General features: G+C 72.0%; 20 protein-coding genes. 3 read left to right on the forward strand and 17 right to left on the reverse strand.

What is annotated here, in order from left to right; genetic code table 11:
- Positions 1 to 64: 64 nt before the first annotated feature.
- From EV284_RS23345 to EV284_RS23360, 4 genes are all read right to left on the reverse strand, one after another.
- Positions 65 to 754: a response regulator transcription factor gene (locus EV284_RS23345; RefSeq protein WP_130337320.1), complete on the reverse strand. Its 690-nt coding sequence runs from the start codon at positions 752 to 754 to the stop codon at positions 65 to 67.
- Positions 751 to 1,902 carry a sensor histidine kinase gene (locus tag EV284_RS23350; RefSeq protein WP_165425624.1) on the reverse strand — a complete coding sequence of 384 codons (1,152 nt, stop codon included), beginning with the start codon at positions 1,900 to 1,902 and terminating at the stop codon, positions 751 to 753. Before EV284_RS23350 ends, EV284_RS23345 begins: the two co-directional genes overlap by 4 nt.
- A complete protein-coding gene (locus tag EV284_RS23355; protein ID WP_130337322.1) occupies positions 1,899 to 2,447 on the reverse strand; it encodes a DUF1453 family protein in 549 nt (182 codons plus the stop codon). Before EV284_RS23355 ends, EV284_RS23350 begins: the two co-directional genes overlap by 4 nt.
- Before the next feature lie 356 nt (positions 2,448 to 2,803).
- Complete coding sequence (locus EV284_RS23360) at positions 2,804 to 4,927, reverse strand: DNA topoisomerase IV subunit B (RefSeq protein WP_130337324.1); 2,124 nt, start codon at positions 4,925 to 4,927, stop codon at positions 2,804 to 2,806.
- 439 nt (positions 4,928 to 5,366) lie between these two features.
- On the opposite strand from EV284_RS23360, the gene EV284_RS23365 reads away from it, so the two are divergent.
- Entirely contained in the window at positions 5,367 to 5,597 is a 231-nt protein-coding gene (locus EV284_RS23365; RefSeq protein ID WP_086691807.1) for a hypothetical protein, read from the forward strand.
- 111 nt (positions 5,598 to 5,708) lie between these two features.
- Here EV284_RS23365 and EV284_RS23370 read toward each other — a convergent pair whose 3' ends face one another.
- The 10 genes from EV284_RS23370 to EV284_RS23415 all read right to left on the reverse strand — a co-directional run bounded on the left by EV284_RS23370 (position 5,709) and on the right by EV284_RS23415 (position 19,715).
- Complete coding sequence (locus EV284_RS23370) at positions 5,709 to 6,566, reverse strand: serine protease (RefSeq protein ID WP_130337326.1); 858 nt, start codon at positions 6,564 to 6,566, stop codon at positions 5,709 to 5,711.
- Positions 6,567 to 6,688: 122 nt separating this feature from the next.
- Positions 6,689 to 8,215, reverse strand: coding sequence for an RNA polymerase sigma factor (locus EV284_RS23375; protein ID WP_130337328.1), 1,527 nt, complete (start codon positions 8,213 to 8,215; stop codon positions 6,689 to 6,691).
- 428 nt (positions 8,216 to 8,643) lie between these two features.
- Entirely contained in the window at positions 8,644 to 9,531 is an 888-nt protein-coding gene (locus EV284_RS23380) for an FCD domain-containing protein (RefSeq protein WP_130337330.1), read from the reverse strand.
- A gap of 161 nt (positions 9,532 to 9,692) precedes the next feature.
- Positions 9,693 to 11,471, reverse strand: a complete 1,779-nt coding sequence (locus EV284_RS23385) for an ABC transporter ATP-binding protein (protein WP_130337332.1) — start codon at positions 11,469 to 11,471, stop codon at positions 9,693 to 9,695.
- Positions 11,472 to 11,631: 160 nt separating this feature from the next.
- Positions 11,632 to 12,390 carry an NUDIX hydrolase gene (locus tag EV284_RS23390; protein WP_130337334.1) on the reverse strand — a complete coding sequence of 253 codons (759 nt, stop codon included), beginning with the start codon at positions 12,388 to 12,390 and terminating at the stop codon, positions 11,632 to 11,634.
- Positions 12,391 to 12,494: 104 nt separating this feature from the next.
- Complete coding sequence (locus tag EV284_RS23395; protein ID WP_130337336.1) at positions 12,495 to 13,967, reverse strand: DUF4192 domain-containing protein; 1,473 nt, start codon at positions 13,965 to 13,967, stop codon at positions 12,495 to 12,497.
- A 132-nt stretch (positions 13,968 to 14,099) separates the two neighbouring features.
- On the reverse strand, positions 14,100 to 16,262 hold the full coding sequence (locus EV284_RS23400) for a RecQ family ATP-dependent DNA helicase (protein WP_130337338.1): 2,163 nt from the start codon (positions 16,260 to 16,262) through the stop codon (positions 14,100 to 14,102).
- A gap of 42 nt (positions 16,263 to 16,304) precedes the next feature.
- Positions 16,305 to 17,579, reverse strand: a complete 1,275-nt coding sequence (locus EV284_RS23405) for an MFS transporter (RefSeq protein ID WP_130337340.1) — start codon at positions 17,577 to 17,579, stop codon at positions 16,305 to 16,307.
- A 106-nt stretch (positions 17,580 to 17,685) separates the two neighbouring features.
- Entirely contained in the window at positions 17,686 to 18,663 is a 978-nt protein-coding gene (locus EV284_RS23410) for an NAD-dependent epimerase/dehydratase family protein (protein ID WP_130337342.1), read from the reverse strand.
- A complete protein-coding gene (locus EV284_RS23415; RefSeq protein ID WP_130337344.1) occupies positions 18,660 to 19,715 on the reverse strand; it encodes a ScbA/BarX family gamma-butyrolactone biosynthesis protein in 1,056 nt (351 codons plus the stop codon). The genes EV284_RS23410 and EV284_RS23415 overlap by 4 nt, the downstream gene beginning before the upstream one ends.
- A 121-nt stretch (positions 19,716 to 19,836) precedes the next feature.
- Here EV284_RS23415 and EV284_RS23420 point away from each other — a divergent pair, with 121 nt between their 5' ends.
- Both EV284_RS23420 and EV284_RS23425 read left to right on the forward strand, forming a co-directional pair.
- Positions 19,837 to 20,541 (forward strand): ScbR family autoregulator-binding transcription factor, encoded by a 705-nt coding sequence (locus EV284_RS23420; RefSeq protein ID WP_130337346.1) that lies wholly within the window; start codon positions 19,837 to 19,839, stop codon positions 20,539 to 20,541.
- A 261-nt stretch (positions 20,542 to 20,802) separates the two neighbouring features.
- Positions 20,803 to 21,423: a hypothetical protein gene (locus EV284_RS23425; protein WP_130337348.1), complete on the forward strand. Its 621-nt coding sequence runs from the start codon at positions 20,803 to 20,805 to the stop codon at positions 21,421 to 21,423.
- 144 nt (positions 21,424 to 21,567) lie between these two features.
- On the opposite strand, the gene EV284_RS23430 is transcribed toward EV284_RS23425, so the two are convergent.
- From EV284_RS23430 to EV284_RS23440, 3 genes are all read right to left on the reverse strand, one after another.
- Positions 21,568 to 22,197 carry a hypothetical protein gene (locus tag EV284_RS23430; protein ID WP_130337350.1) on the reverse strand — a complete coding sequence of 210 codons (630 nt, stop codon included), beginning with the start codon at positions 22,195 to 22,197 and terminating at the stop codon, positions 21,568 to 21,570.
- Positions 22,198 to 22,266: 69 nt separating this feature from the next.
- Positions 22,267 to 22,968 (reverse strand): ribonuclease HII, encoded by a 702-nt coding sequence (locus tag EV284_RS23435; RefSeq protein ID WP_130337352.1) that lies wholly within the window; start codon positions 22,966 to 22,968, stop codon positions 22,267 to 22,269.
- Positions 22,969 to 23,052: 84 nt separating this feature from the next.
- Positions 23,053 to 23,964, reverse strand: coding sequence for an ADP-ribosylglycohydrolase family protein (locus EV284_RS23440; protein WP_130337354.1), 912 nt, complete (start codon positions 23,962 to 23,964; stop codon positions 23,053 to 23,055).
- Positions 23,965 to 23,971 lie beyond the last annotated feature (7 nt).

Here is a 23,971-nt window from a genome sequence, read left to right on the forward strand (position 1 = left end):
AGGATGGACAGATCGGGAAGATCCGCGACACACCTTCCCGTACCGCTTCACCCCATCAGGTGAGTTACTCCACCCTCGGCCGCACCATGCCCTTCGCGTACGCGTAACGCACCGCCTGCGCACGGTCCTTGAGCCCCGTCTTGGCGAAGAGGTTGTTGATGTGCGTCTTCACGGTCGCGGTGGAGACATGCAGCTTCCGCGCGATCTCCTGATTGCTGAGCCCCTCGCCGATCAGCACCAGCACTTCGCTCTCGCGGGTGGTCAGCCCGTCGGGCGGCTCGGTCGGCGCCGCGGTCGTCCGCGCCTCGGCCTGCGACAGCTTCTCCAGCAGCCGGAGCTGGATGCCCGGCGCCAGCCCCGCCTCTCCCGACAGCACGCTCTGGACCGCCCGGACGATCTCCTCCCCGCCCGCGTCCTTGGTCAGGTACCCCCGTGCCCCGGCCCGTAGCGCGGCGAACAGCGACTCGTCGTCGGCGAACGTGGTCAGCACCACCACCTGGGTACCCGGGTACTCACTCCGGATGCGCCGGGTGGCCTCCACCCCGTCGCACCGGGGCATGCGCAGGTCCATCAGCACCACGTCCGGAGCCAGTTCACCGACCAGGCGCACCGCCTCCTCGCCGTCTCCGGCCGCTCCGACCACTTCGAGGCCGGGCAAGAGCCCCAGCAGCATCACGATGCCCTCCCGCACCACGGTCTGGTCATCGGCGACCACCACCCGCGCGGGCTTCCGCTCCCCCTCCGGCGCCGTCATACCGGCACCTTCAACGTCACCACGAACCCCTCCTCGTCCGGCCCCGCGTCCAGCGAGCCGCCCAGCAGTTCGGCGCGCTCCCGCATGCCCAGCAGACCGTACCCGCCGCCGGAGGCGGCCAGTTCGCCCGGACGCCCGCCCTTGTCCCGCACATCGAGGGTCACTTGGTGCTCGCTGTAGTCGAGCCGAACCCGCACCCTGGCGCCCTGGGCGTGCTTGCGGACGTTCGTCATCGCCTCCTGCGCCACCCGGCGCACCGCCTGCGACGCCTCGGCCGGCAGCACCCTGCGCTCACCCGTGACGGTGACCTCGCCTCCGTCCGTCACGCTGACGAGATCCGTCAGGAATTCCTCCAGCGGGGTCAGTTCACCCCTGAGCGCCGACAGCGCCTGACGGGTCTCGGCGAGCCCGTCACGGGCCATGCCCCGGGCGGCCACCACCCGCTCCAGCACCTGCTCACGGCTCGCGTCGCGCTCCAGCAGCAGGCGGGCCGCCTCCAGGTGCACCATCTGCGCCGAGAGGCTGTGGGCCAGCACGTCGTGGATCTCCCTGGCTATGCGCGCCCGCTCGCTCAGCGCGGCCGACTCCGCCTCCGCCTCCCGCGCGGCCCGCTCCTGGACGAGGAGCCGCTGCGCGTTGCCCCGCGCCTCCGAGTCCAGCCGCGCCACGTAGCCGGCCAGCGCCAGTCCGGCCGCGGTGGACGCGGTGGTGAGCCACACGTCCTTGTTGAAGAGCGCGAAGGAGGCCAGGGCGACCGAGGTCACCGGTACCGCAGCCGCTAGGGGCAGCCGCTCCAGGGCGACGATGCCGCAGCCGCACCAGAGCACCAGGGCCGGCCTCCCGAAACCTGTCACCTGGGCGGTGACCGCCAGGGCCAGGAGCACGGCGACGAGCGCCAGGGAGGGCAGCAGCCGGTGTGCGTAGGTGGCGCGGAAGTAGCCCCACGCCGCGCCGGAAGCCAGCAGGATGCCTACCACAGCGGCGGCCTTTCCCCACAGAGGGACGCCGTCCTGCCGGAGGGCCGCCCACAGCAGCAGCCCGAGCAGCACCGCCCTGATGGCCTGTGCCAGCAGACGCCGGGGGCGGCTGACGCCGTCCTTGCTGAGCGCCTCGCGTGAGGGCCAGCGGGTCCAGGCGTTCTCGTTCACACCCGCTCCTTCCACGTCGGCCGTGCCAGCGGGGCCGCCGGTGCCGACGGCGTGCCGTCACCGTACGTCGACGCCAGGGCGGACGAGGAGGTCAGCAGCGACGCCCGCCAGGCGGTGATGGCACCGCGAACCAGCAGGGTCGCGGCGAGGCCCAGCATCAGGGCGGCGCTGTCCTGCCGGACCCCGAGGGCGTGTCCGAGCCCGAAGAGGCCGCCGCGCAGGGCTATCCCGGCAGCCCACACCGCGGCACTGGCCTTGGTACTGCGACTCCACACGACCCCGTCCGGTGCCCTCCAGATCCGGGTGGTCCAGGCCCAGCCGGCTCCGGTGGCGACCCCGACGGCCACTTCCGCGACGAGCAGTCCGAGCGACTCGACGCGATGGTGGGAGTCCACTATGCCGGGCCCGCGCAGCGCCATGACCGCCAGAATCGCCGGCGCCAGCCACCAGCGCCGCTCGGCGTCGATGGCATGGGTGCGGAACTGCCTGGCGATCATCAGCACAGCGACGGCCACGATCACCAACGCGTCGACGAACCCGGACATCCGAGCCTCCGTGTACGAGAGGGGGTGTCGGAGGCGGTCGCTCCCGACACCCTCGAAACTACGGAAATCCGCAGGCCACGGGATCGGAGCCGGGGTGGATCACGGGTGGATCTCCACGGGGCGGACTTCTCCACCCACGGGTGGAGCGATCTCGGGGCGACCCCTGAGCCGTGCCTCCCGGCCGGCCCGCACCTCCCGGCCCCTCGACCTGGAGCACTGAGCTCCCCAAGCCAAGCCAAGCCAAGCCGCCACGGCACGGCACGGCACGGCACGGCACGGCAACGAAAACGGGAGCACCGGCCAAAGCCGGCACTCCCGTCCTCCGCCCGCACCCGGTCAAAGCCGAGTGCGCACGGCTACGCGTCGATCCGCGACCGGTCCAGCGTCGCCGCCGAGCTGGAGATGAACTCCTTGCGCGGCGCCACGTCGTTGCCCATCAGCAGATCGAAGACCTGCTCGGCGGCTTCGAGGTCCGCGAGGTTGATCCGGCGCAGGGTGCGGTGGCGCGGGTCCATCGTGGTCTCGGCCAGCTGGTCGGCGTCCATCTCACCGAGGCCCTTGTAGCGCTGGATGGAGTCCTTGTACCGGACGCCCTTGCGCTGGAACTCCATGAGCGTGTCCCGCAGCTCGCGGTCGGAGTACGTGTAGACGTACTTGTCCTGCCCCTTCTTCGGCTGGACCAGCTCGATGCGGTGCAGCGGGGGCACAGCGGCGAAGACCCGGCCCGCCTCGACCATGGGCCGCATGTAGCGCTGGAAGAGGGTGAGCAGCAGGCAGCGAATGTGGGAGCCGTCCACATCGGCGTCCGTCATCATGATGATCTTGCCGTAGCGGGCGGCGTCGATGTCGAAGGTGCGGCCCGAGCCCGCTCCTATGACCTGGATGATCGCGCCGCACTCGGCGTTCTTGAGCATGTCGGTCACCGACGAGCGCTGCACGTTGAGGATCTTGCCCCGGATGGGCAGCAGCGCCTGGAACTCGGAGTTTCGCGCCAGCTTGGCCGTACCGAGCGCGGAGTCGCCCTCGACGATGAACAGCTCACTGCGGTCGACGTCGTCGCTGCGGCAGTCGGCGAGCTTGGCGGGCAGGGACGAGGACTCCAGGGCGGTCTTGCGGCGCTGGGCGTCCTTGTGCTGGCGGGCGGCCACCCGGGTGCGGGCGGCGGCGACCACCTTCTCCATCACCGTGCGCGCCTGCGCGGCGTCGTCACGCTTGGTGGAGGTGAGGAACGCCTTGAGTTCCCGGGCGATCACGGTGGAGACGATGCGACGGGCCGCCGAGGTGCCGAGCACCTCCTTGGTCTGGCCCTCGAACTGCGGCTCGGCCAGGCGGACGGTGACGACCGCCGTCAGGCCCTCCAGCGCGTCGTCCTTGACCACGTCGTCCTCTGCGACGCGCAGCATCTTCTTCGCGCGCAGCACCTCGTTCATCGTCTTGGTGACCGCCTGCTCGAAGCCGGCCACGTGGGTGCCGCCCTTGGGGGTGGCGATGATGTTGACAAAGGACTTGAGGTTGGTGTCGTAACCCGTGCCCCAGCGCAGCGCCACGTCGACACCCAGTTCGCGGGTGACCTCGGTGGGCGTCATCTGGCCGTGGTCGTCGAGGACCGGGACGGTCTCCTTGAAGGTGCCCTGACCCGAGAAGCGGAGCGTGTCGCAGACCGGCTTGTCGGTCGCCAGGTACTCGCAGAACTCACTGATGCCGCCGTCGAAGCGGAAGGACTCCTCGCCCTTGCTGCCGCCGTCACCGAGGCCCATCTCGTCGCGCACGACGATGGTGAGGCCTGGCACCAGGAACGCGGTCTGCCGGGCGCGCTGGTGCAGGTGGTCCAGGGAGAGCTTGGCGTCCTTGAGGAAGATCTGCCGGTCGGCCCAGTAGCGCACGCGCGTGCCGGTGCGGTTCTTCGGGATCTTCTTGGTCTTGACGAGGCCGGTCCCGGCCTCGAACTTGGCCTCCGCGCCGCCTCGGGCGAAGGCGCCCGGAACACCGCGGCGGAAGCTGATGGCGTGGGTGCTGCCGCTCCGGTCCACCTCGACGTCGAGCCGGGCGGAGAGCGCGTTCACCACGGAGGCGCCGACGCCGTGCAGGCCGCCGGAGGCCGCGTAGGAGCCACCGCCGAACTTGCCGCCGGCGTGCAGCTTGGTCATGACGACCTCGACGCCGGACAGGCCGGTCTTGGGCTCGACGTCCACGGGGATGCCGCGGCCGTTGTCCCGGACCTCCACGGAGCCGTCGTCGTGGAGGATCACCTCGATGTGGTCGCAGTAGCCGCCGAGGGCCTCGTCCACGGAGTTGTCGATGATCTCCCAGAGGCAGTGCATCAGGCCGCGGCTGTCGGTCGAGCCGATGTACATGCCCGGACGCTTGCGCACGGCTTCGAGGCCCTCGAGGACGAGGAGGTGCCGCGCGGTGTAGTTGGAGCCGTCCCGGTCTGCTCCTGCCAGCAGCGCTGTGGACGGCACGGACGTATCGGCGGTCACGCGGTTCGCTCCTCGCTGAATTTCAGATGGGCCCCTGGTGGGTACGGGGCCGGCTTCGGTCGCCGCTCAGAGGGTACCGATGCCTGGTAGAGCCGGTGTAACGCCACCCTCGGCGGGGAACTCAGACTAGCCGAGGGTCGTACGGACGTTCGATCCCTCGATGGAGTGAAGCACACATCACGTTCCCTTCGAGGCATGAACCATTTAGGCTCCGGGCACGTCCTCATCAACAACCGGCAACCCAGCCGGGAGGACCGACCCCCAAGACCGCGCGAAACCGTACGCACCAGACCACGCACTACGGCACATTCGCCGCCAACCGGCAACACCCAGCCGTCCCGAAAGAAATTTTCGACGGAAAGCCACGAGCGGGAACGAATTCGGCCTGGTTGGATGTTGACCCTGGTACGACAGCTCGTCGAGCTAGAGAAGAGGCGACGTGACTACTGTTCTGACCCCCGCGAGCCCGCTGACGGCCGCCGATCGCTGCGACCGCTGCGGCGCCCAGGCATACCTGCGCGTCGTCCTGCTGAGCGGCGGAGAACTGCTCTTCTGCGCCCACCACGGGCGCAAGTTCGAGCCGGAACTCAAGAAGATCGCCGCTGAGATACAGGACGAGACGGAGCGGCTCACGTCCGTTCCCGGCACCTCTGCCACCGAAGAGCGCTGAATCTCGCACCCACCCGACGAGCCAGCCCCGGCATAGGCCGGTGAACGGGCGGCTGCTTCCCCAGGGGAGCGGCCGCCCGTTCTCGTACCCAAAAGGGCATCCCAGGCGCTCTCAGGGGCGCTCGGGGGCCTTCCCGACGTCGCCCTCAGCCGGTTCCGACGTGCGCACGTCGGACACCCGCGTGTAGACACCGGGACTGCCCGCCTGCCCGCACCCACTGCCCCAGGACACCAGCCCGATCAGCCGTCCGCCGGCGACCAGCGGGCCGCCGCTGTCGCCCTGGCAGGCGTCCGGCCCCCCGGCGGCCTCTCCCGCGCAGAGCATGGACGCGGCGCGGTAGGTGCCGTTCCGGCCGCCCGGATAGGCGCGGGTGCACACATCGTCGGCCAGCACATGCACCCGGGCCGCGCGCAGCCGGTTCGTGTAGTCACCGCCCCCGCTGGTGTCACCCCATCCCGAGACCATGGCTTCGGTACCGGCCGCGTACGCCGGGTCGCCGGCCGCCGCCATGGGCACGACGGCGCTCTGCGGCACGGGCTCGGCGAGGGTGAGGACGGCGTAGTCGCCGGCATTGGTCGCGGGGTCGTACGCCGGGTTGACCTCGATGTCCCGTACGGCTGTCTCCTGGCCGCCGGTGGCGAGCAGGTCGGTGCGGCCCGCGATGACCTTGAAGTCGCGCACCCGGTTCGGGGGCGTGCCCAGGACCTCGTCGGCGACGCAGTGGGCGGCGGTGAGGACGGTGGTCGGCGCGATCGCCACCCCGCCGCAGAACTGCCCCGCGCGGCTGCCCCCGAACCGGTCACGACTGGAGAGCGCCACCGTCCACGGGGCCTGGGAGACATCTATCGGAAACCCGCCGACCACGACGCTGTCGGCCGCGGCCGGAGCCACGCCGATCAGGGGTATCGCGGTCAGCGTGGCCGCCAGGGAGAGCGGCCGGATCAGTGCCCGGACAACGGTACGGCGCATACGGACTCCTCACTCAGGGTGGTTCTTGAACACCCAGAGTCATCCAGCACGCGCCGGCCCGCAGCACGAAGGCCCGGTCCCCACGAGGGGGACCGGGCCTTCGGTGTCTGTGCGGAGTCGGCTCAGTCGAGGTAGTCGCGCAGCACCTGCGAACGCGACGGGTGGCGCAGCTTCGACATGGTCTTCGACTCGATCTGGCGGATGCGCTCACGCGTCACGCCGTAGACCTTGCCGATCTCGTCGAGGGTCTTCGGCTGGCCGTCGGTGAGACCGAAGCGCATCGAGACGACGCCGGCCTCGCGCTCCGACAGGGTGTCGAGCACCGAGTGGAGCTGCTCCTGGAGGAGCGTGAAGCTGACGGCGTCGGCCGGGACCACGGCCTCGGAGTCCTCGATGAGGTCACCGAACTCGCTGTCGCCGTCCTCGCCCAGCGGGGTGTGCAGGGAGATGGGCTCGCGGCCGTACTTCTGGACCTCGATGACCTTCTCGGGGGTCATGTCGAGTTCCTTGGCCAGCTCCTCCGGGGTGGGCTCGCGGCCCAGGTCCTGGAGCATCTGGCGCTGCACACGCGCGAGCTTGTTGATGACCTCGACCATGTGCACCGGGATACGGATGGTGCGGGCCTGGTCGGCCATCGCGCGGGTGATCGCCTGACGAATCCACCAGGTGGCGTACGTGGAGAACTTGTAGCCCTTGGTGTAGTCGAACTTCTCGACCGCGCGGATCAGACCGAGGTTGCCCTCCTGGATCAGGTCCAGGAAGAGCATGCCGCGGCCGGTGTAGCGCTTGGCCAGGGAGACCACCAGACGGAGGTTGGCCTCCAGGAGGTGGTTCTTGGCGCGGCGGCCGTCCTCGGCGATGATCTCCAGTTCGCGCTTGAGCTTCGGCGCGAGCTTGTCGGAGTTGGCGAGCTTGTCCTCGGCGAACAGACCGGCCTCGATGCGCTTGGCCAGCTCGACTTCCTGCTCGGCGTTGAGCAGGGGGACCTTGCCGATCTGCTTCAGGTAGTCCTTGACCGGGTCGGCGGTGGCGCCGGCCGCGGCGACCTGCTGCGCGGGCGCGTCGTCCTCGTCCTCGTCGGACAGCACGAAGCCGGCGGCCTCGGTGCCCTCGGGCTCGTCGGCGGTCTTGGTCTCCTCGACGACCTCGTCCTCGAGAAGCTCGGCGTCGTCCTTCTTGGCGCTGGTCTTCTTGGCGGCCGTCTTCTTGGCCGTGGCCTTCTTCGCGACCGTCTTCTTGGCCGTGGTCTTCTTGGCAGCGGCCTTCGTGACGGAGGCGGCGTCGTCGGCGTCCTCACCCGGGGCGGCGGACGCGGTAGGAGCGGCCGCGGCCTTCCGGGTGGTCACCGTCTTCGCCGCGACCGTCTTGGTGGCGGTGCGCTTGGCCGGGGTCTTCGCTGCGACGCTCTTGCGGGTGCGCTTGGGCTCTGCGGCACTGACCATCAGCGTCACACCCTCTTCCTCAAGGATCTGGTTGAGGCTGCGCAGTACGTTCTTCCACTGAGTGGCCGGAATCTGGTCAGCTTCGAAGGCCCGACGCACATCGTCGCCGGCGATCTGCCCCTCAGCCTTTCCCCGCTCAATGAGCGCCATGACAGAGACGGACTCGGCGATCTCCGGCGGGAGCGTACGGGATGTGCTGGCCGACACGAACAACCTCTCGGAACGTTGGAAAGCGGCTTCCGGCACCGTCCGTCAAGGACAGGAGCCGACCACCGGCCTGGGGATGGGCCGACGGCGCGGGCGGGGCCGGGAAGAGAGACAGCGCCTGGCACGGCGTCCGTATTCCCTTCGCGGCTGTTCACCTCTTAGGTCATCGCGCTGTTTCCGGGAGCGTTACGCCCAATCCGCGTGGCCCGAGTCACACCCTGCCGGCAGCCACATGCGATCAGATGTGGAGGAAGCGGTCCGCCGCCGATGTCCACCTTGATCACTTCGCCGGTCCGGGGGGCCTGTCGTACCGCCGGACTCGGCCGGAATCCGGGGAGTCCGGCCGAGTCCGGCGACGGCGGGACCCGGTCCCGGTACCGCCATCTCGATCACTGGGGCGCGCCAAGGGCACGCCGTCCGCTTCCCCGTCAGTGCTCACGCGGGGCGGGGACCACGCGCTCCACCTCGGGGTGGACGGTGAGGAGCTGGCGCATCGCACCCTCGGCCACGGCGCCGTCACCGCTGCCGAGCCCGTCCACGATCCGCGCGTGCTGCGCGACGGACGCCTCGGTCGGCCGCTCACACCCGGTGGCGGGACCGCCGGAGACCTGGAGGGCCGAGGAGACGATGCCGGACAGGTGGTCCAGCATCCGGTTGCCCGCGACCTGGATGAGCAACGCGTGGAACTCGGCGTCTGCCCGCGAGAAGGTCAGAGCGTCACCCTGGGCCAGGGCGTGGCTCATGATCTCGACCAGGTCGACGAGGCGCTGCTGCACGTCCTCGCGGCCGTGCCCGGCGGCGAGGCGGGCGGCGAGCGGTTCGATCGTCCAGCGCAGTTCGTTCAGCTCGCGGCGCTGGTCGTCGCGCTGCGGGCCGAAGGCGCGCCATTCGATGATGTCCGGGTCGAGCAGGTTCCAGTCGCTCACCGGGCGCACGCGGGTGCCCACGTTCGGCCGGGCGCTGACGAGGCCCTTGGCCTCCAGGACCCGGAGGGACTCACGCACCACGGTGCGGGAGACCTCGAAGCGCTGGCCGATCTCCTCCGGCACCAGGGGGCGGTCGGCGCCCAGGTCGCCGGAGACGATCATCTGGCCGAGCTGCTGGACGAGCTGGCCGTGCAGTCCGCGCCCGCGACTGCCCGCGGCACGCCGGCCGACGCGGCCCAGGTCGGTATCGGCGCCCTCCCAGGCGGGCGCCGCCACGCGGTCGGCCATCGGGGCCTCGGCGTAGGGGTAGCGGTCGAGTTCGCCCGGTCCGGCGAGGCCGGAGTCGGCGGAGCGGGCGGCGGTCATCATGGTGTGCGCAAGGGTACTCACGCATCTTTTGTCGGCGTTGCCTCCAACTGCCTTGAGGGCTTTGGTGAAAAGCACACGAAAGGGTGATCGCTCACCCCGTCGCAATTGACGCCTTATCGGAAATAAACGGGCTTTCTGTGGGGAGTTGTGTGCACAGCGGCTCGAAACCGCACCTCAGGACGTCACCTCGCCCTGGCGCGCAGCGTCGTGATCACGTACGCGCACAGCAACGCGGTGAGCGACAACGTCATGGCGCCGCCCACGGGTTGAGCGATCACCCGCGCCAGTCCCAGCAGGTAGCGCTCCCCGCCGAAGGGCCACTGGAGCAGAAGCAGCTCCCGCATCCGCACGTGAATCCCGGCAGCGACTCGCACATATGAGCCTTCGAACAACCGGTGCACGAGCGGGACGACGGCCACCGGCACCGCGAGTACGGCCGCCAGCCCCGCCGCCGTGGACCGGAACACCCCGGCCGCCAGCACACCCGCCCACGCGCAGCCGACCACGAGCGCCAGCCAACTCGCACACAGCGGCAGCCAGTCTCCGGGGACCTGGACCAACTCCCGGCCGTAGACGAGATAGAGCACCTCGGCGTCACAGCCCAGCGCGAGAAAGGCCAGCAGTCCGGCGGTGATTCCGGAGACGAAGAGCTTCGCGGTGAGCAGCCCCAGCCGTCGGGGGACGGTGCCCCGGTCCACCGCCAGCGCTGGATGCCGGAACTCGTCCCCGAAGGCGAGCGCGCCGAGCAGTCCCGCCGCGAGCGCGACCGGCGGCAGCGGCAGTTCGCGCGGCCAGGCGGCGAACAGGCGTGCCTGCGGGGTGTGCCCGATACGCGCCAGCACCACGGTGGTGACCGCGGACACGACGAGGGCGACACCGCAGACGACGAATCCGGTACTGATCCCGGCGGCGCGCCTGAGTTCGTAGCGCAGCGGACGCAGGGGGCTGCGTACGGAGCGGACGGCGATGGGGAGCGGCAGGGGTTCGGGGGCCTCCGCGGTCTCGGCCTCCTCCGGCTCCGCGTCACCCTCGGACACCGCGGCGTCTTCGGCCAGGCCCGGCTGCTCCGCCTCGTCGAGCGGCCCCGGCCGCATGTCACCGACCTCGTCCGCGAGTTGATGAATGAGGATGCCGTTGCGGAAGGCGGTCTCCCCGACGTCCGCCGTCGTGCTGCCGTACACGGAGAGACGGTTGCCCTCCTCGCGCACGACCTCCACGGAAAGCCGTTCGGTGCGTGCCTCCTTGGTGAGCAGGCCGGCGAGGCGCGCGGCGTGAGGACTGCGGACGACGACGCGCGGCCGGAGCCGGGTACGTGCGAACTCCGCCGCCTCCAGGTCGGCGGCGACCCGGCCCGCTTCGAGGGTGACGACGTGATCGGCGTGCCGGGCGGCCTCCTTGGGATCGGCGGTCGTGAGGAGTACGGCGCCCCCCTGGTCGGCGTACTCCCTCAGGGTGCCGTGCAGCCAACGCGCCTCCGGTGCGGAGAGGCCGGCGGCCGGTTCGTCCAGCACGAGGGTGTGCGGGTCGGGCAGCAGGGCGCAGGCCAGGCCGAGCCGGCGGTCCATCCCGAGGGACAGGGTGCCGAGCCGTTCCTCGCGGAGGCTGACGAGGCCGACCTCCTCCAGCACGTCGTCGGCCCGCCTGGCGGGGACGCCGGCCGCCGCGCAGAGCATGCGCAGGTGATTGCGAACCGTGCGGGAGGGGTGTCCCGGTACATCGCCGAGGAGTACGCCGACTTCATGCGAGGGTTGGGGGACGCAGTGCAGGGGGCGCCCTCTGAAGTAGGCGATGCCGCGTCCTCGCTGGAGTTCGAGCATCAATCTGAGCACCGTCGTCTTGCCCGCGCCCTCCGCTCCGAGCAGGGCGGTCACCCGGCCGGAGCGCGCTTCGAAGGAGACGTCCTCGACGGCGGGCGGCTGGTCTTTGAGGGAGTCACTGGTCAGTCCGACAGCCTGGATCACCTGACGGAAGATAGCGCGCTATGTCCCGTTTTCCCGGTATCACCTCTTCCGTCCGGCAGTTGTCGGGCGGAGGGTCAACCTGCATGGCTCACTTGCCCGATGAGCGTCCCGCGTGCGCCGCTCCCCAACTGCCGGGCCCGTGATGGTTCGACGGCTGGCCTCAGACCTCGGGGCGGAGCATCGGGGGGTTGAGCAGAGTGGCGCCGCCCGCCCTGAAGAGCTGCGCGGGACGGCCGCCCTGGCGCGTGGTGGTGCCGCCCGTGGGGACGAGGAAGCCGGGCGTGCCGGTGACCTTGCGATGGAAGTTGCGGGGGTCGAGCGCCACGCCCCAGACGGCCTCGTAGACCCGGCGCAGCTCACCGACCGTGAACTCCGGCGGGCAGAAAGCGGTGGCCAGCGACGAGTACTCGATCTTGGAGCGGGCGCGCTCCACCCCGTCGGAGAGGATCAGGGCGTGGTCGAAGGCCAGGGGCGCCATGGGTTCGCCGTCACGGCCATAGCCTCCCTGCTGGAGCAATTCCTCCACCGGCGCCCAGCGCGCGTTGCTCGCGTCGCCGCCCGCACGCGGTGCGGGCAGGTCGGGGGCGAGGGCGAGGTGGGCGACGCTCACCACACGCATCCGCGGATCACGCTTCGGATCGCCGTACGTGGCGAGCTGCTCCAAGTGGGCACCGTTGTCCTGTGCCGGAGTCGCCGGATCGTGGGCCCGTAGCCCCGTCTCCTCCGCCAGCTCCCGCGCCGCAGCCTGGGCGAGGTCCTCGTCGTCCCGCACGAACCCGCCGGGAAGCGCCCACCGCCCCTGGAAGGGCGACTCGCCCCGGCGTACCGCCAGCGCGCACAGGGCGTGGCGGCGCACGGTCAGCACGACCAGGTCCACGGTGACGGCGAAGGGCGGGAACGCTGACGGGTCGTAGGGCATGCCGCGATCATAGTCGTCTTCCTGACGATAAACACTCCGTTCGCTGGGCGGATCGGTGAATCCGGGGGGCCGATCAGAGGGACCAGGTAGCCCGGGGCGCCTGCTCAGCCGTCCTCCCCGTCCTGACACGTCTTGCCGACTCCGTAGGGGGCGGGGCGCGAGCGGGTCGGGCGCCGGGTCTGGGCTTGCGGGCGTCGGGGGCAGGGCCCGGCGTTACGGGGAGCGGTCCCGCCGGGGGCGGTGTCGCCGGGGCCGCTGGAGCGGGGGCGGCGCTTTCGGCGCGGCATGGCCGGGACCGCCTCTGTCGTGTCCTGCACAGCGGGCCCGGCGCCCGGAGGGAGCCGGGAGCCGGATGTCTGCTCCGGGATGTTCGGTGCCGTCGAGGGCGGCCCCTCCGGCGGTGTCCGCCCGTCCCGCTCCTGCCGGAGGCATCGGCGGATGGACTCCGGGTCCAGGCCCTCGTTGCACGCCCGGTGCAGGAGCTGGGCGAAGAGGTAGTGCGGGTCGGCACCGAGGGCCATGGCCAGGGCCTCCCGGGCCTCGATGTCGTCGCCGGTCGACCAGGCGACCCAGCCGGCCAGGGTCAGCGGAGCCGCCGCGTGTTCGCGGTACGGGCCGACGCAGCGGCGGGCCAGTGCCCGCCAGAGCCGCAGGGCCGGCCCGCCGTCGTCACCCTCCATCCAGGCGGCCGCCCGGTCGCGGGTGGTGCGGTCCTGGAGGCCGAGGATGAGGGTGGCCGCCTCGTCGTGGCCGAGGAGCGCGTCGTCGCGGACGTCCGCCGGGTGGACGCCCGACACCGGCGCGGCCTCGGCGAACCGGCGGATGATCCGTCCGGCAAGGTCCAGCGTCTCCTCGGCGACCTCGGCGCGGCTCGCGTCGTCCAGGATGCGGGGCACCAGCGACATGCCGGCGGCGTCCAGCGCGACCTCCTGCTCGAGAGCCGCCGAGGTCTCCCAGGGCTGCATCCTCGCGCGCAGCTCCCGCAGCGAGCCCCGTACCTGGATGCCGGCGTAGGTGGCCGCGGCCGCCATGGCCGAGGTGCCCGGCATGCCCATCGGCGTGCCGTCGGGCGGGCAGCAGCTCTCCACCGGGCAGACGTAGGACCAGAAGCGGGCGTCCGAGACGCACAGCGCCTCGATCACCGGTACGTCGAGACTGCCGCACTCGGTGCGCAGCAGCTGGGCGAGCGGCGCGAGCCGGAGCATCACGTCCCGCCCCGTCTCCCCCGGCCGTGGCTCCTGGCAGACGTAGGCCACGATCCGCTCGGGCCGGGAACCCCGCCGTCGGGCGCCGATCACCAGCCCTCTGGCGATCTGCCGCGCCGCCGCCTGCCAGTCCTCGACGCCGGCCGGAATGCCCAGGCGGGCACGCCCGCCGAAGCTGCCCCGCTCGAGCAGGCTGACCAGCACCATGCTGTCCTCCGGGCGGTACCCGAGCAGGTACGGGAGCGCGTCGGCCAGCTCGGCGGGGGTGCGCAGGGCGATCGGGGTGTCGGGTGTGATCTGCCCGTCGAAGGACAGTCCCGCCGCGATGTCACCGTTTTCGAAGGGTTCGGTCGTTTCGCCGTGATTCGTCATGCGCTGACGATCCCGCGAATCGCGAAATCTCGCTGGCCCTGTGGATAACCAGCCCTGTGGATAACCCGAAGCAGGGGCACGGCCGACCATCACCGACCGGCCTCCCGGGCCCTGGCCCCCCGACAGCCGGTCTCACCCCGCCGCAGCCAGCACCAGCGGCAGGACCTCCCCTGCCCCCGCCCGCCGCAACAACCGCGCCGCGACCGCCAGACTCCACCCGGACTCGGTCCGGTCATCCACGAGCAGCACCGGCCCCGGGGCACCGGCCAGAGCCTCCGCCAGTTCCCCCGGCACCGTGAACGCCGTCGCCAGCGCCTGCAGCCGCTGGGCGGAATTGCTGCGATGCGCCTGGTGCGCCCCGGCCTCCCCGGTGTACGCGAGCGCGCCCAGGTACGGCAGCCGCCCGATCTCGGCCACCCGCTCGGCGAGCGAGGCGACAAGCTGCGGCCGACTCAGCGAGGGCATGGCGACGACACCGACCGGACGGGCCATGGCGTCCGGCGTATTGGCCGCCCACCCACCGGCCGAGCGTGCCCAGTCGGCGAGGACCTCCACCACGGCCTTCAGCACGTCCTCCGGGACCGGACCGTCCGGCGTCTGCTCGGCCAGCAGCGGCCGGAGCCGGTTGCCCCAGCCGATGTCCGAGAGCCGGCCCAGGGCCCGCCCGGTGGCACACTGCTCCTTCGCCGGGATGCGGCCCTTGAGGTCGATACCCAGTGCGGGCATCCCCGTGGGCCACATGCGGCGCGGCTCGATCTCCACGCCGGGCCGGTCCAGTTCCCCGGCGGCGGCGGTCAGCGCCTCGGCGGAGACTGCCGTGTCGATCCAGGCGCCCGCGCAGTTGTCGCAGCGCCCGCACGGAGTGATCTCCACGTCGTCCAGCTGGCGGCGCAGGAACGCCATCCGGCATTCGTCCGTGCCGACGTAGTCCCGCATGGCCTGCTGCTCGGCGGCGCGCTGGCGGGCGACCCAGGCGTAGCGTTCGGCGTCGTAGACCCATGCGGCGCCGGTGGCCGTCCAGCCGCCCTTCACCCGGTGCACGGCGCCGTCCACGTCCAGCACCTTGAGCATCAGTTCCAGCCGGGTGCGCCGCAGGTCCACCAGCGACTCCAGCGCCGGCACGGACAGCGGGCGGCCCGCGTCGGCGAGGGCGGCCAGGGTCTGGCGGACCTGGGACTCGGGCGGGAAGGCGACCTCGGCGAAGTACCGCCAGATCGCCTCGTCCTCCTTGCCCGGCAGCAGCAGCACGTCGGCGTGCTCGACGCCTCGGCCCGCGCGGCCCACCTGCTGGTAGTAGGAGATCGGGGAGGACGGCGAGCCGAGGTGGACGACGAAGCCCAGGTCGGGCTTGTCGAAGCCCATGCCCAGCGCGGAGGTCGCCACCAGGGCCTTGACCCGGTTGTCCAGCAGGTCGGCCTCGGCCTGCTGGCGGTCGGCGTTCTCCGTACGGCCGGTGTAGGAGGCGACGGCGAAGCCGCGTGCGCGGAGGTAGGCGGTGATCTCCTCGGCGGCCGAGACGGTCAGTGTGTAGACGATCCCGGAGCCCGGCAGCTCGTTCAGGTGCTCGGCCAGCCATGCCAGCCGGTGGGCCGCGTCGGGCAGCCGCACCACGCCGAGCCGCAGGCTCTCCCGGTCCAGCCGCCCCCGCAGCACCAGCGCCTCGCCCGCGCCGGTGCCCAGCTGCTCGGCCACGTCCGCCGTGACGCGCGCGTTGGCCGTGGCGGTGGTGGCGAGCACGGGGACGCCGGGCGCCAGCTCCTGGAGCATGGTGCGCAGCCGGCGGTAGTCGGGGCGGAAGTCGTGGCCCCAGTCCGAGATGCAGTGGGCCTCGTCCACGACCAGCAGGCCGGTGGTGGCCGCCAGCTTGGGCAGCATGCGATCGCGGAAGTCGACGGAGTTGAGCCGTTCCGGGCTCACCAGCAGCACGTCGATCTCGCCGCGCTCCACCTCCTCGTGGATGCCGTCCCACTCCTCGGGGTTGGCCGAGTTGATGGTGCGGGCCTGGATGCCGGCCCGCGCGGCCGACTCGACCTGGTTGCGCATGAGCGCCAGCAGCGGGGAGACGATCACCGTGGGACCCGAGCCGCGACGGCGGAGCAGCGCGGTGGCCACGAAGTACACGGCCGACTTGCCCCAACCGGTGCGCTGCACGACCAGGGCCCGGCGGCGGTCCACCACCAGGGCCTTGACCGCCTCCCACTGGTCCTCCCGCAGCCGCGCCGAACCCTCCGGCGCGCCGACCAGCTCGGCGAGGACGGCGTCGGCTTCGGTACGCAACTGCTCCAGGTCGTTCATGCCCCCATGCAACCGCACCCCACTGACATCCGGCCACTCGCCCTACGAACGGCTGCCCGTCGGCCGGACCCCCTCCCGCCCGGAGGCTGGGACCGGCGCGTCCGCGCGTGCACCGGCCAGGGCCACGAGGGCGGCGAGCAGCGCGATCAGTCCGCCGGCCCACAGTCCCGAGCGGGCGCCGAGGGTGTGGGTGGCGGCGCCGACGAAGAGGGCGCCGAGCGGGGTGCTGCCTTGCAGGATCACGGTGTAGAGCGCCATCACCCGGCCCCGGTGAGCCGGGTCGCCGCCCAGTTGGATGCGGTGATTCGCCGCCTGGACGAAGTAGAGCGAGGCGAATCCGGTCGGCACCAGCAGCACCAGTGCGACCGGCAGGTTCGGCGCCCACCCCGTGATCAGCTCCAGTGCCCCGAAGGCACATCCCCACGCGGCCACCAGCCGCGCCGAGGGCCGGGTCCGGCGCAGGGTGCCCATCAGCGCGGCCAGCAGGGAGCCACCGGCGAGCGCGGCGGTGAGGAGACCGAAGGAGGCGGCCTCGGTGTGGAACACGACGCGGGCCATCAGCGGCAGCGTCAGGGGCAGGTTGAGGCCGAAGAGGGCGACCGCCGCGACCAGGGCGAGTGTCGTGAGCAGGTCGGGCCGGGTCCGCAGATGGGCCAGGCCCTCGATGACGCGCGCGGGCGTGCCGGTGCGGGGCGCACGGTGCAGCTCCGCGGGGCGCATGGCGCGCAGCCCGGCGACCGTGGCCGTGTAGCTGACGGCGTTGAGCAGCATGACGGCCCCCGTGCCCGACCACTCGATGAGCAGCCCGGCCAGCGAAGGGCCCAGCACGCGCGCGATGTTGAAGTAGGCACCGCTCAGCGAGGAGGCGTTGGGGAGCAGTTCGGGGCCGACGAGTTCGGTGATGAAGGACAGCCGGGCCGGCACTTCCACGGCGTTGGCGACGCCGAGGGCGGCGGCAGCGGCGTAGACGTGCCACAGCTGGGCGGCGTGGGCGGTCACGAGCAGGCCGAGGGCCAGGGCGAAGACGCCGGAGGCGATGTTGGCGCCGGTCAGCAGGGCGCGCTTGTCGTGCCGGTCGGCGAGCCGGCCGCCGTAGAGGGTCAGCAGGAGGACCGGGGTGAACTGGAGGGCGGTGACGGTGGCGAGGGCTCCGCCGGAGTCGCCGGTCAGCTCCAGCACGAGCCAGTCCTGGGCGACGGCCATCATCCAGGTGCCTGTGGCGGAGGCGATCTGGCCCGCCGCGAAGAGCCGGAAGTTGCGCACCGTGAGGGAGCGCAGGCTGGTGGCGAGCAGGTGGCGGCCGGTTCCTCGCATCATGATCCGGTCCTACCAGCGGCGCCCGGATGTGGGCCGAGCCGCGCCGCAGGCGGCCCGGATCGCGTCCACGCGCGCGTGGACGCGATCCGGGAAACGCCCCCTTAAGTCACCGCGTCCTTGCAAACGCGGGTCGTCGCTCTGCTCCCGACGGCGGCAACCCGGCCTGGTCGCGGTACCACTCGGCGTACTCCGGGAAGCGCCCGGCGAACCCGGCGCCCGGTTCGACGCCCAACCCGCTCCACAGCGACTCGTCGGTGAACCAGTGGTCGACGGCGAGCATGCCGAGGTGGTGGCGGGCGACGGGGCGGTCGAGCACCCGCTGCCGGGCCGTCTCGGCCGAGATGCGCGGGGTGTCCTCGGCGAAGAGCCCGAAGGTCTCCGCCACGGTGGCCAGCAGCAGCTCCCCCGAGACGGGCTCGGGATGCGTGACGTAGTGGACGCGTCCCACACCGTCCGCCGGGCCCGTCGTGGCCGCCGCGAAGGCGACCCGGCCCAGCGTGTCCGCGTCGATCATCGACTGGAGCCCGGCCCAGCCGTCCGGCAGGCCGCCCAGGGTACGCAGCAGGGCCAGGATGCCGGGGATCACCCAGCGGTCTCCCCTGCCATGAACGAGGTGAGGGCGCAGAACCGTTCCGCCCGCCGCGAGCACGTGTTCCTCGGCGGCGGCCCGGGTGCGGCTGGTGTCAGAGGCGGGAGCGAGGGGCACCTCGCCGGGCCGGGCGTCGCGGAAGGGCCCGCGCCCGTGTACGGCGGCCGTGCCGAGGTACACGAACCGCGTGACCCCGGCCCCCCGTACCGCGTCCGCCAGGGCCCGGGTGCCGAGGTCGTTGGCCTGGCGGAGCAGCTCCGCGTCGCCGCCGATCAGCCCCGCGCAGTGCACGACGGCATCCACGTCCGCGCAGGCACCGCGCAGCGAGGCGATGTCGGTGAGGTCGCCGTACACGTACTCGACGTCCGGGTCGGCCGTGGCCGGCGGAGTGCGCACGAGCAGCCGGAGCCGTACGTCCTCGGCGGCGCCGGCGGCCTTCAGCACGTGTCCACCGATGAAACCGCTCGATCCGGTGATGAGCAGGCGCCGGGTCACCGGGCCACCTGCGGGGTGTCGCCGAGGACGGCCGTGAAGACGGCCTCGTGGCCCTGGACGCCCTCGACATGGATCGAGACATCACCCTCGGAGGAGGTTTCGCGCCGGGCGCGGACAAGACACGGCTCGTCGAGTTCGGCGTACCGGTGGAAGGCGATCGCCAGCGAGGCAGGCACGAAGCGCCCCCCGGGGCTCAGCGCGACGGCGGCCTGCCGGGCGGCCTCCAGGAGCACCATGCCCGGGACGTGGTCGTTGGCCCGCGCGAACAGCGTGGGATGAGCGGTGTCGAGCCGCAGCCGCCATCCGGGCCCCTCCTCCGAGGGCGCGAGTACGACGTCCCTGGGGTCGCGCCGCCCGACCCGCCCGGGCGGTACGCCGTCCAGCAGCGGTACGGGATCACCGGCGGTGTCCAGCTTGTCGCCGCGCAGCCTGCGGTAGGCCCGCTCCGAGGTGCAGCTGAGGCTGCCCGTACTCGTGGCCAGGAGCCGCCCGCCCCGATGGAAGGTGAGCCGCACCCTCATCCCGGCCAGGCTCCTGGCCCGCATCTGGACCTCGGAGCACTCCACGACGACGTCGACGCGGCCCGAGGCGTCCGAGAGGCCGAAGCCGGTCGAGGCGAGGGCGTATTCCATGTCCCACATGACGAAGTGGTGGTCGGTGGGGACACCGTACTCGGCGTGGGCCAGCATCATCGCGGTCTGCCGCATGGTCTCCGCGACCAGCATCGGGTCCTGGACGCCGCCGGGGAGCGGAGCGAAGAAGCGGTGGGCGGCGGGCCAGTCGGCGACGACCAGGTAGCGGTGTTCGGCCAGCCGGGTCCATTCCACGGGGAAGGCGTCGTCGGCGTCCGGCCGGTGCACTAGTTCTACGGTGGCCCGGCCGCCGCGTGCGGGAGGTTGACCGGTGTCGCCGGAGTCGGGTACAAGAACCAGCGGGTCGGTCTGGTCTTCGGGCGGCGTGGCGGGGTCCGGTGCCTGTGTCAGGACCGTCCGTAGAGCCGACGAGGTGCCGATGACGGTGCGATCGGCTATGAAGCTAATGCCTTCAGACATGGATTGCCCTTAGAGTCCGGTGTGATCAAGGCTCGTTCCCCCTCGACAAAATACTGACAGTCCGGTTCTCTTCGTGTGCGAACCTGACCAAGCTCTGACATAGAAACAGGGGCGACAGCCCATGGCACGCCAAGCACGCGCGATCCAGACCCGCAAGACGATCCTGCTGGCAGCGGCCGCCGTCTTCGACGAACGCGGTTACAGCGCCGCCACGATCACCGAGATCCTCGCGCGCGCCGGGGTCACGAAGGGTGGCCTGTACTTCCACTTCGCCTCCAAGGAGGAGCTGGCCCTCGGGGTGATCGCGGCCCAGCTCGAGGTGGGCCCACTGCCGCCGCAGCGCACCAAGGTGCAGGAACTCATCGACCAAGGGCTGCTGTTCGCTCACCAGCTGCGGCACGACCCCCTGACGCGGGCCAGCGTGGGCCTGGCGATGGACCAGTGGGGAGAGGGGCCGGAGCGGAGCAACCCGTTCCACGGCACGCCGTTCCAGGCCTGGGCGAACCGGCTGACCCAGTTGCTCGTGGAGGCGCGGGAGCGCGGCGAGTTGCTGCCCCACGTCGACCCGGCGGAGACCGCCGACCTGCTCGCCGGCTCCTTCACCGGCATCCAGTGGATGTCGCAGATCCTGTGCGAGCGCGCCGACCTCGGCGAGCGGGTGACGGTCCTGCTGAGACACCTGCTGCCCAGCATCACACTCCCCCAGCTCATGCCCACCCTGGACCTCGCCCCGGACCGCGCCGAACGCCTGCTGGCGCAGCGGCCCGCGGAGGCGGAGGAAGGCGAGGAGGACGAGGGCGACCCCTCTGCTCGCATCAGCGCCTGAAACCTCCTGGGCGGCACTTCCGCGGCCCCCGGGCCGTCCCAGGCGTCGTCAGTGGTCTCTGTGGGTAGGGATATAAGCCCCGGACCATCAGATAAGCGTCGACGGCCTCAATTGCTCGTTGCCGCAATCAAGTTCGACAGGAAGAATTGAAGTCCGCTCCCCGCACGGCTCGCCCGTGTTCCGGCTGGGCTTCACTGCGGTGCGCGCTCCCCCGAATTCCGACCTCGCCCGCAGTGTGGGCGCGTAGCCGAAGGGAGGAACGTGACCTTCGGATTCGCCTCGTCCTCGGCGGCCTCGTTGTCGACGTCCGCGTCCGCCGCTTCCGTCAGCCGCCTGCTCGAACCCGCGGAGTGGGCCGCCGCCGGAATCCCCCTGCTGCGCAACCCGCGCGAGGTCGTCAGCGGCCTGCACGTCCGCCATCGCCCGAGCCCGTCCACCGCGATCGTGGCCGTCCTCGATCCGGACGAACGGCTGCTGGCCAGCGCCTCGTTCACCCGGCGCTCCGCCCCGGCGGACGGCTGGATGTTCCGCAACGCGCTGCTGGACCAGCTGCGCCGGGTCATCCCGCACGACCTGCGCCGCCGGACCCCGGTGCGCACCGCCGTGCTGCTGTACTGCCGCGAGGGCGACGCGCGCTGGACGGAGGAGGACGGCGCCTGGATGTGGGGGCTGCGCGACGCCTGCACGCTGCACGGGCTGCGCTGCGGCGCGTACATCACGCTGACGCACGACGGCTGGCAGGTGCTCGGCGAGGGGCGCGGCGGACGCCATCCCCACGCGCACTCCACCCCGGAGTCCTTCGCCCTGTCCCAGTCGCCGCCCCTGATGCCGCGCACCGGCGGCCCCGTCTCCGAGGTCATGCGCCGGGCCGCGGCCCGCTGAGCGAGCCGGTCACCGGCGCCGGGCCCCTCGGTACCGTCCGCCGGAAAGCCACTGCGGCGCCGCGCGGGCCGAGCAGCCGCCCGCTGCCGTGTCACGGCAGAGCGGCTGTCCGGCGCGCGCGGCGCCGTCGGTCGTGCGACGGGGTCAGACCCCGGCGCCCAGCACCGCGTTGATCTGCTGCGGGTCGCCGCAGACGATCAGCAGGGCTCCGGCCCGCGTGTGGGCGACCGGCAGGGCGGTGGCGGCAGCGGTGTCGTCTCCGTTGACGGCGACGATGACCACGGGTCGGGAGGCGGCACGGGCGGCCATGGCGCCGTCGGCGTAGAAGACGTCGTCACCGGCGTCGTGCTGCGCCCAGTAGGACGCCTCGCCGAAGGACAGCTCGTGCTCGGCCCACGGGTGCCGCGCACCCGTGGTGAGCACCAGCACCTCGCCGGGGGCGCGGCCGGAGTCGAGCAGCAGGTCCAGCGCCTCCTCGGCGGCGTCGAGCGCCCCCTCGGCCGAGGCCGGGATCAACTGGATCTGAGGACCGGCCGCGGGAGCGGCGGGAACGGCCGGAGCCGACGGGGCCGGCGTGGCCGGGACCACGTCACGCGGCGCGCGCTGCGCCGGCGGCGCGGGCCGCGGGGGGCCGGGCCGGCCGGGGCGGGCCGGAGCCGCGGGGCGGGGGCCGGGTACGGGACGAGGGGTCGGTGCGACGCGGCTGCTGGCCGGAGTCGCGACGGGACCCTGGACACTCTCGTGAATCTGAGGCTCCTCGGGAAGGAGAGGCATGAGCTGATTTTTATCAAACGTTGGTACGACGCCGATGGCCGGGTGGCACATCGGCGGCGGGCGGAAGCGTCAGAAATCGAAGCCGAGCTGGCCCTCGATCACCGGAACGCCGCCGTCCACGAGGCTGCGGACCTTCTTGAGGTGCCGCCACCGGGGCAGCGCATCAAGATACGCCCACGACAGACGGTGGAACGGGGTGGGGCCCCGCTCCTCCAGCGCGGCCTTGTGCACCGGCGACGGATACCCGGCGTTGTCCGCGAATCCGAAGTCTGCATGGCCGGCGCCGAGTTCGGCCATCATTTTGTCGCGGTACACCTTGGCGATCACCGAGGCCGCCGCGACCGCCACACAGGACTGGTCACCCTTGATCACCGTGCGCACCCGCCAGGGGGCACCGAGATAGTCGTGCTTACCGTCGAGGATGACGGCCTCGGGCCGGACCGGAAGGGCTTCCAGGGCGCGGACGGCGGCCAGCCGCAGGGCGGCGGTCATGCCCAGGTCGTCGATCTCCTCCGGGGAGGCGTGACCGAGGGCGAAGGCCGTCACCCAGGACCGCAGTATCCCGTCCAGCTCCGCACGGCGCTTGACCGTCAGGAGCTTGGAGTCGGTGAGCCCTTCGGGCGGGCGGCGCAGTCCGGTGACCGCCGCGCAGACGGTGACGGGTCCGGCCCAGGCACCCCGCCCCACTTCGTCGACGCCGGCGATGACCTTCGCCCCGGTCGTGGCGCGAAGGGAGCGCTCGACGGTATGAGTGGGTGGTTCGTACGGCATGGCGGACTCAGACTACGCCGCCCCGCCGCCGCCCCGACACCCCGGCCCCTCCTTGCCGGAAACATCACAGCGGCGACCCGCGCGTCACACGCGGCCCGGCACCCATTCCGGCAGCGACTCGGTCCGCTCCAGCCACTTGGCGGGCGGGGCCCCCGCCGCGCCGGCGGCCAGGACGCCGCCGACGATCGCGCAGGTCGTGTCCACGTCACCGCCGACCTGTGCGGTCGTCCAGAAGGCATCCTCGAAGTCTCCGAGGGCCCGCGCGGCCGACCACAGGGCGAAGGGGACGGTGTCGTGCGCGCTGGTCCGGCGCCCACAGCCGAGGACGGCCGCCACGGTGGCCGCGTCCCCGTAGTCGAGCATGTCCCGCGCGCGGCGCAGACCGGCGCCCACGGCGCTCCGGGGCACCAGCGCGATCACGCCGTCCAGCAGGGCCTCGGGAGCCGGCGGGCCGCCCGGGACGGCCGCCAGCGCCGCGGCGGCGGCCACGGCCATCGCGCCGGCCACCGCCTCGCGGTGCTGATGGGTGACGTAGGCGGAGATCTCGGCCTGGTGGGTCGCCTGCTCGGGGTCGTCGGCGTACCAGGCGCCCAGGGGCGCGATGCGCATCGCGGCGCCGTTGCCCCAGGAGCCCCGGCCGTCGAAGAGCTGGGCGGCGAGTTCACGCCAGTCGGCGCCCTCGCGGACGAGCCGGAGGAGGCGGTTCACGGCGGGACCGTAGCCCCGGTCGAAGTCGTGGTGATCGGCGAAGGACCGGGCCAGTTCGTCCTGGTGGACCATCTGGTGGGCGGCGAGGACCGAGACGACGGAGCAGGCCATCTCCGTGTCGTCGGTCCACTGCCAGGGCCCGGCGGGCAGTTCGCGGCGCTTGAGGCGCGCGTGGTTGGCCGGGACGAAGAACTGGGAGCCGAGCGCGTCACCGACCGCGAGGCCGCGCAGACTGGCCAGGGCGCGCTCCAGGCGCCCGGAGGGGAGGGGGGAGGATTCAGGGATCATCTTCCCG

The sequence above is a fragment of the Streptomyces sp. BK022 genome (assembly GCF_004217355.1).
Taxonomy (GTDB): domain Bacteria; phylum Actinomycetota; class Actinomycetes; order Streptomycetales; family Streptomycetaceae; genus Streptomyces; species Streptomyces griseoluteus.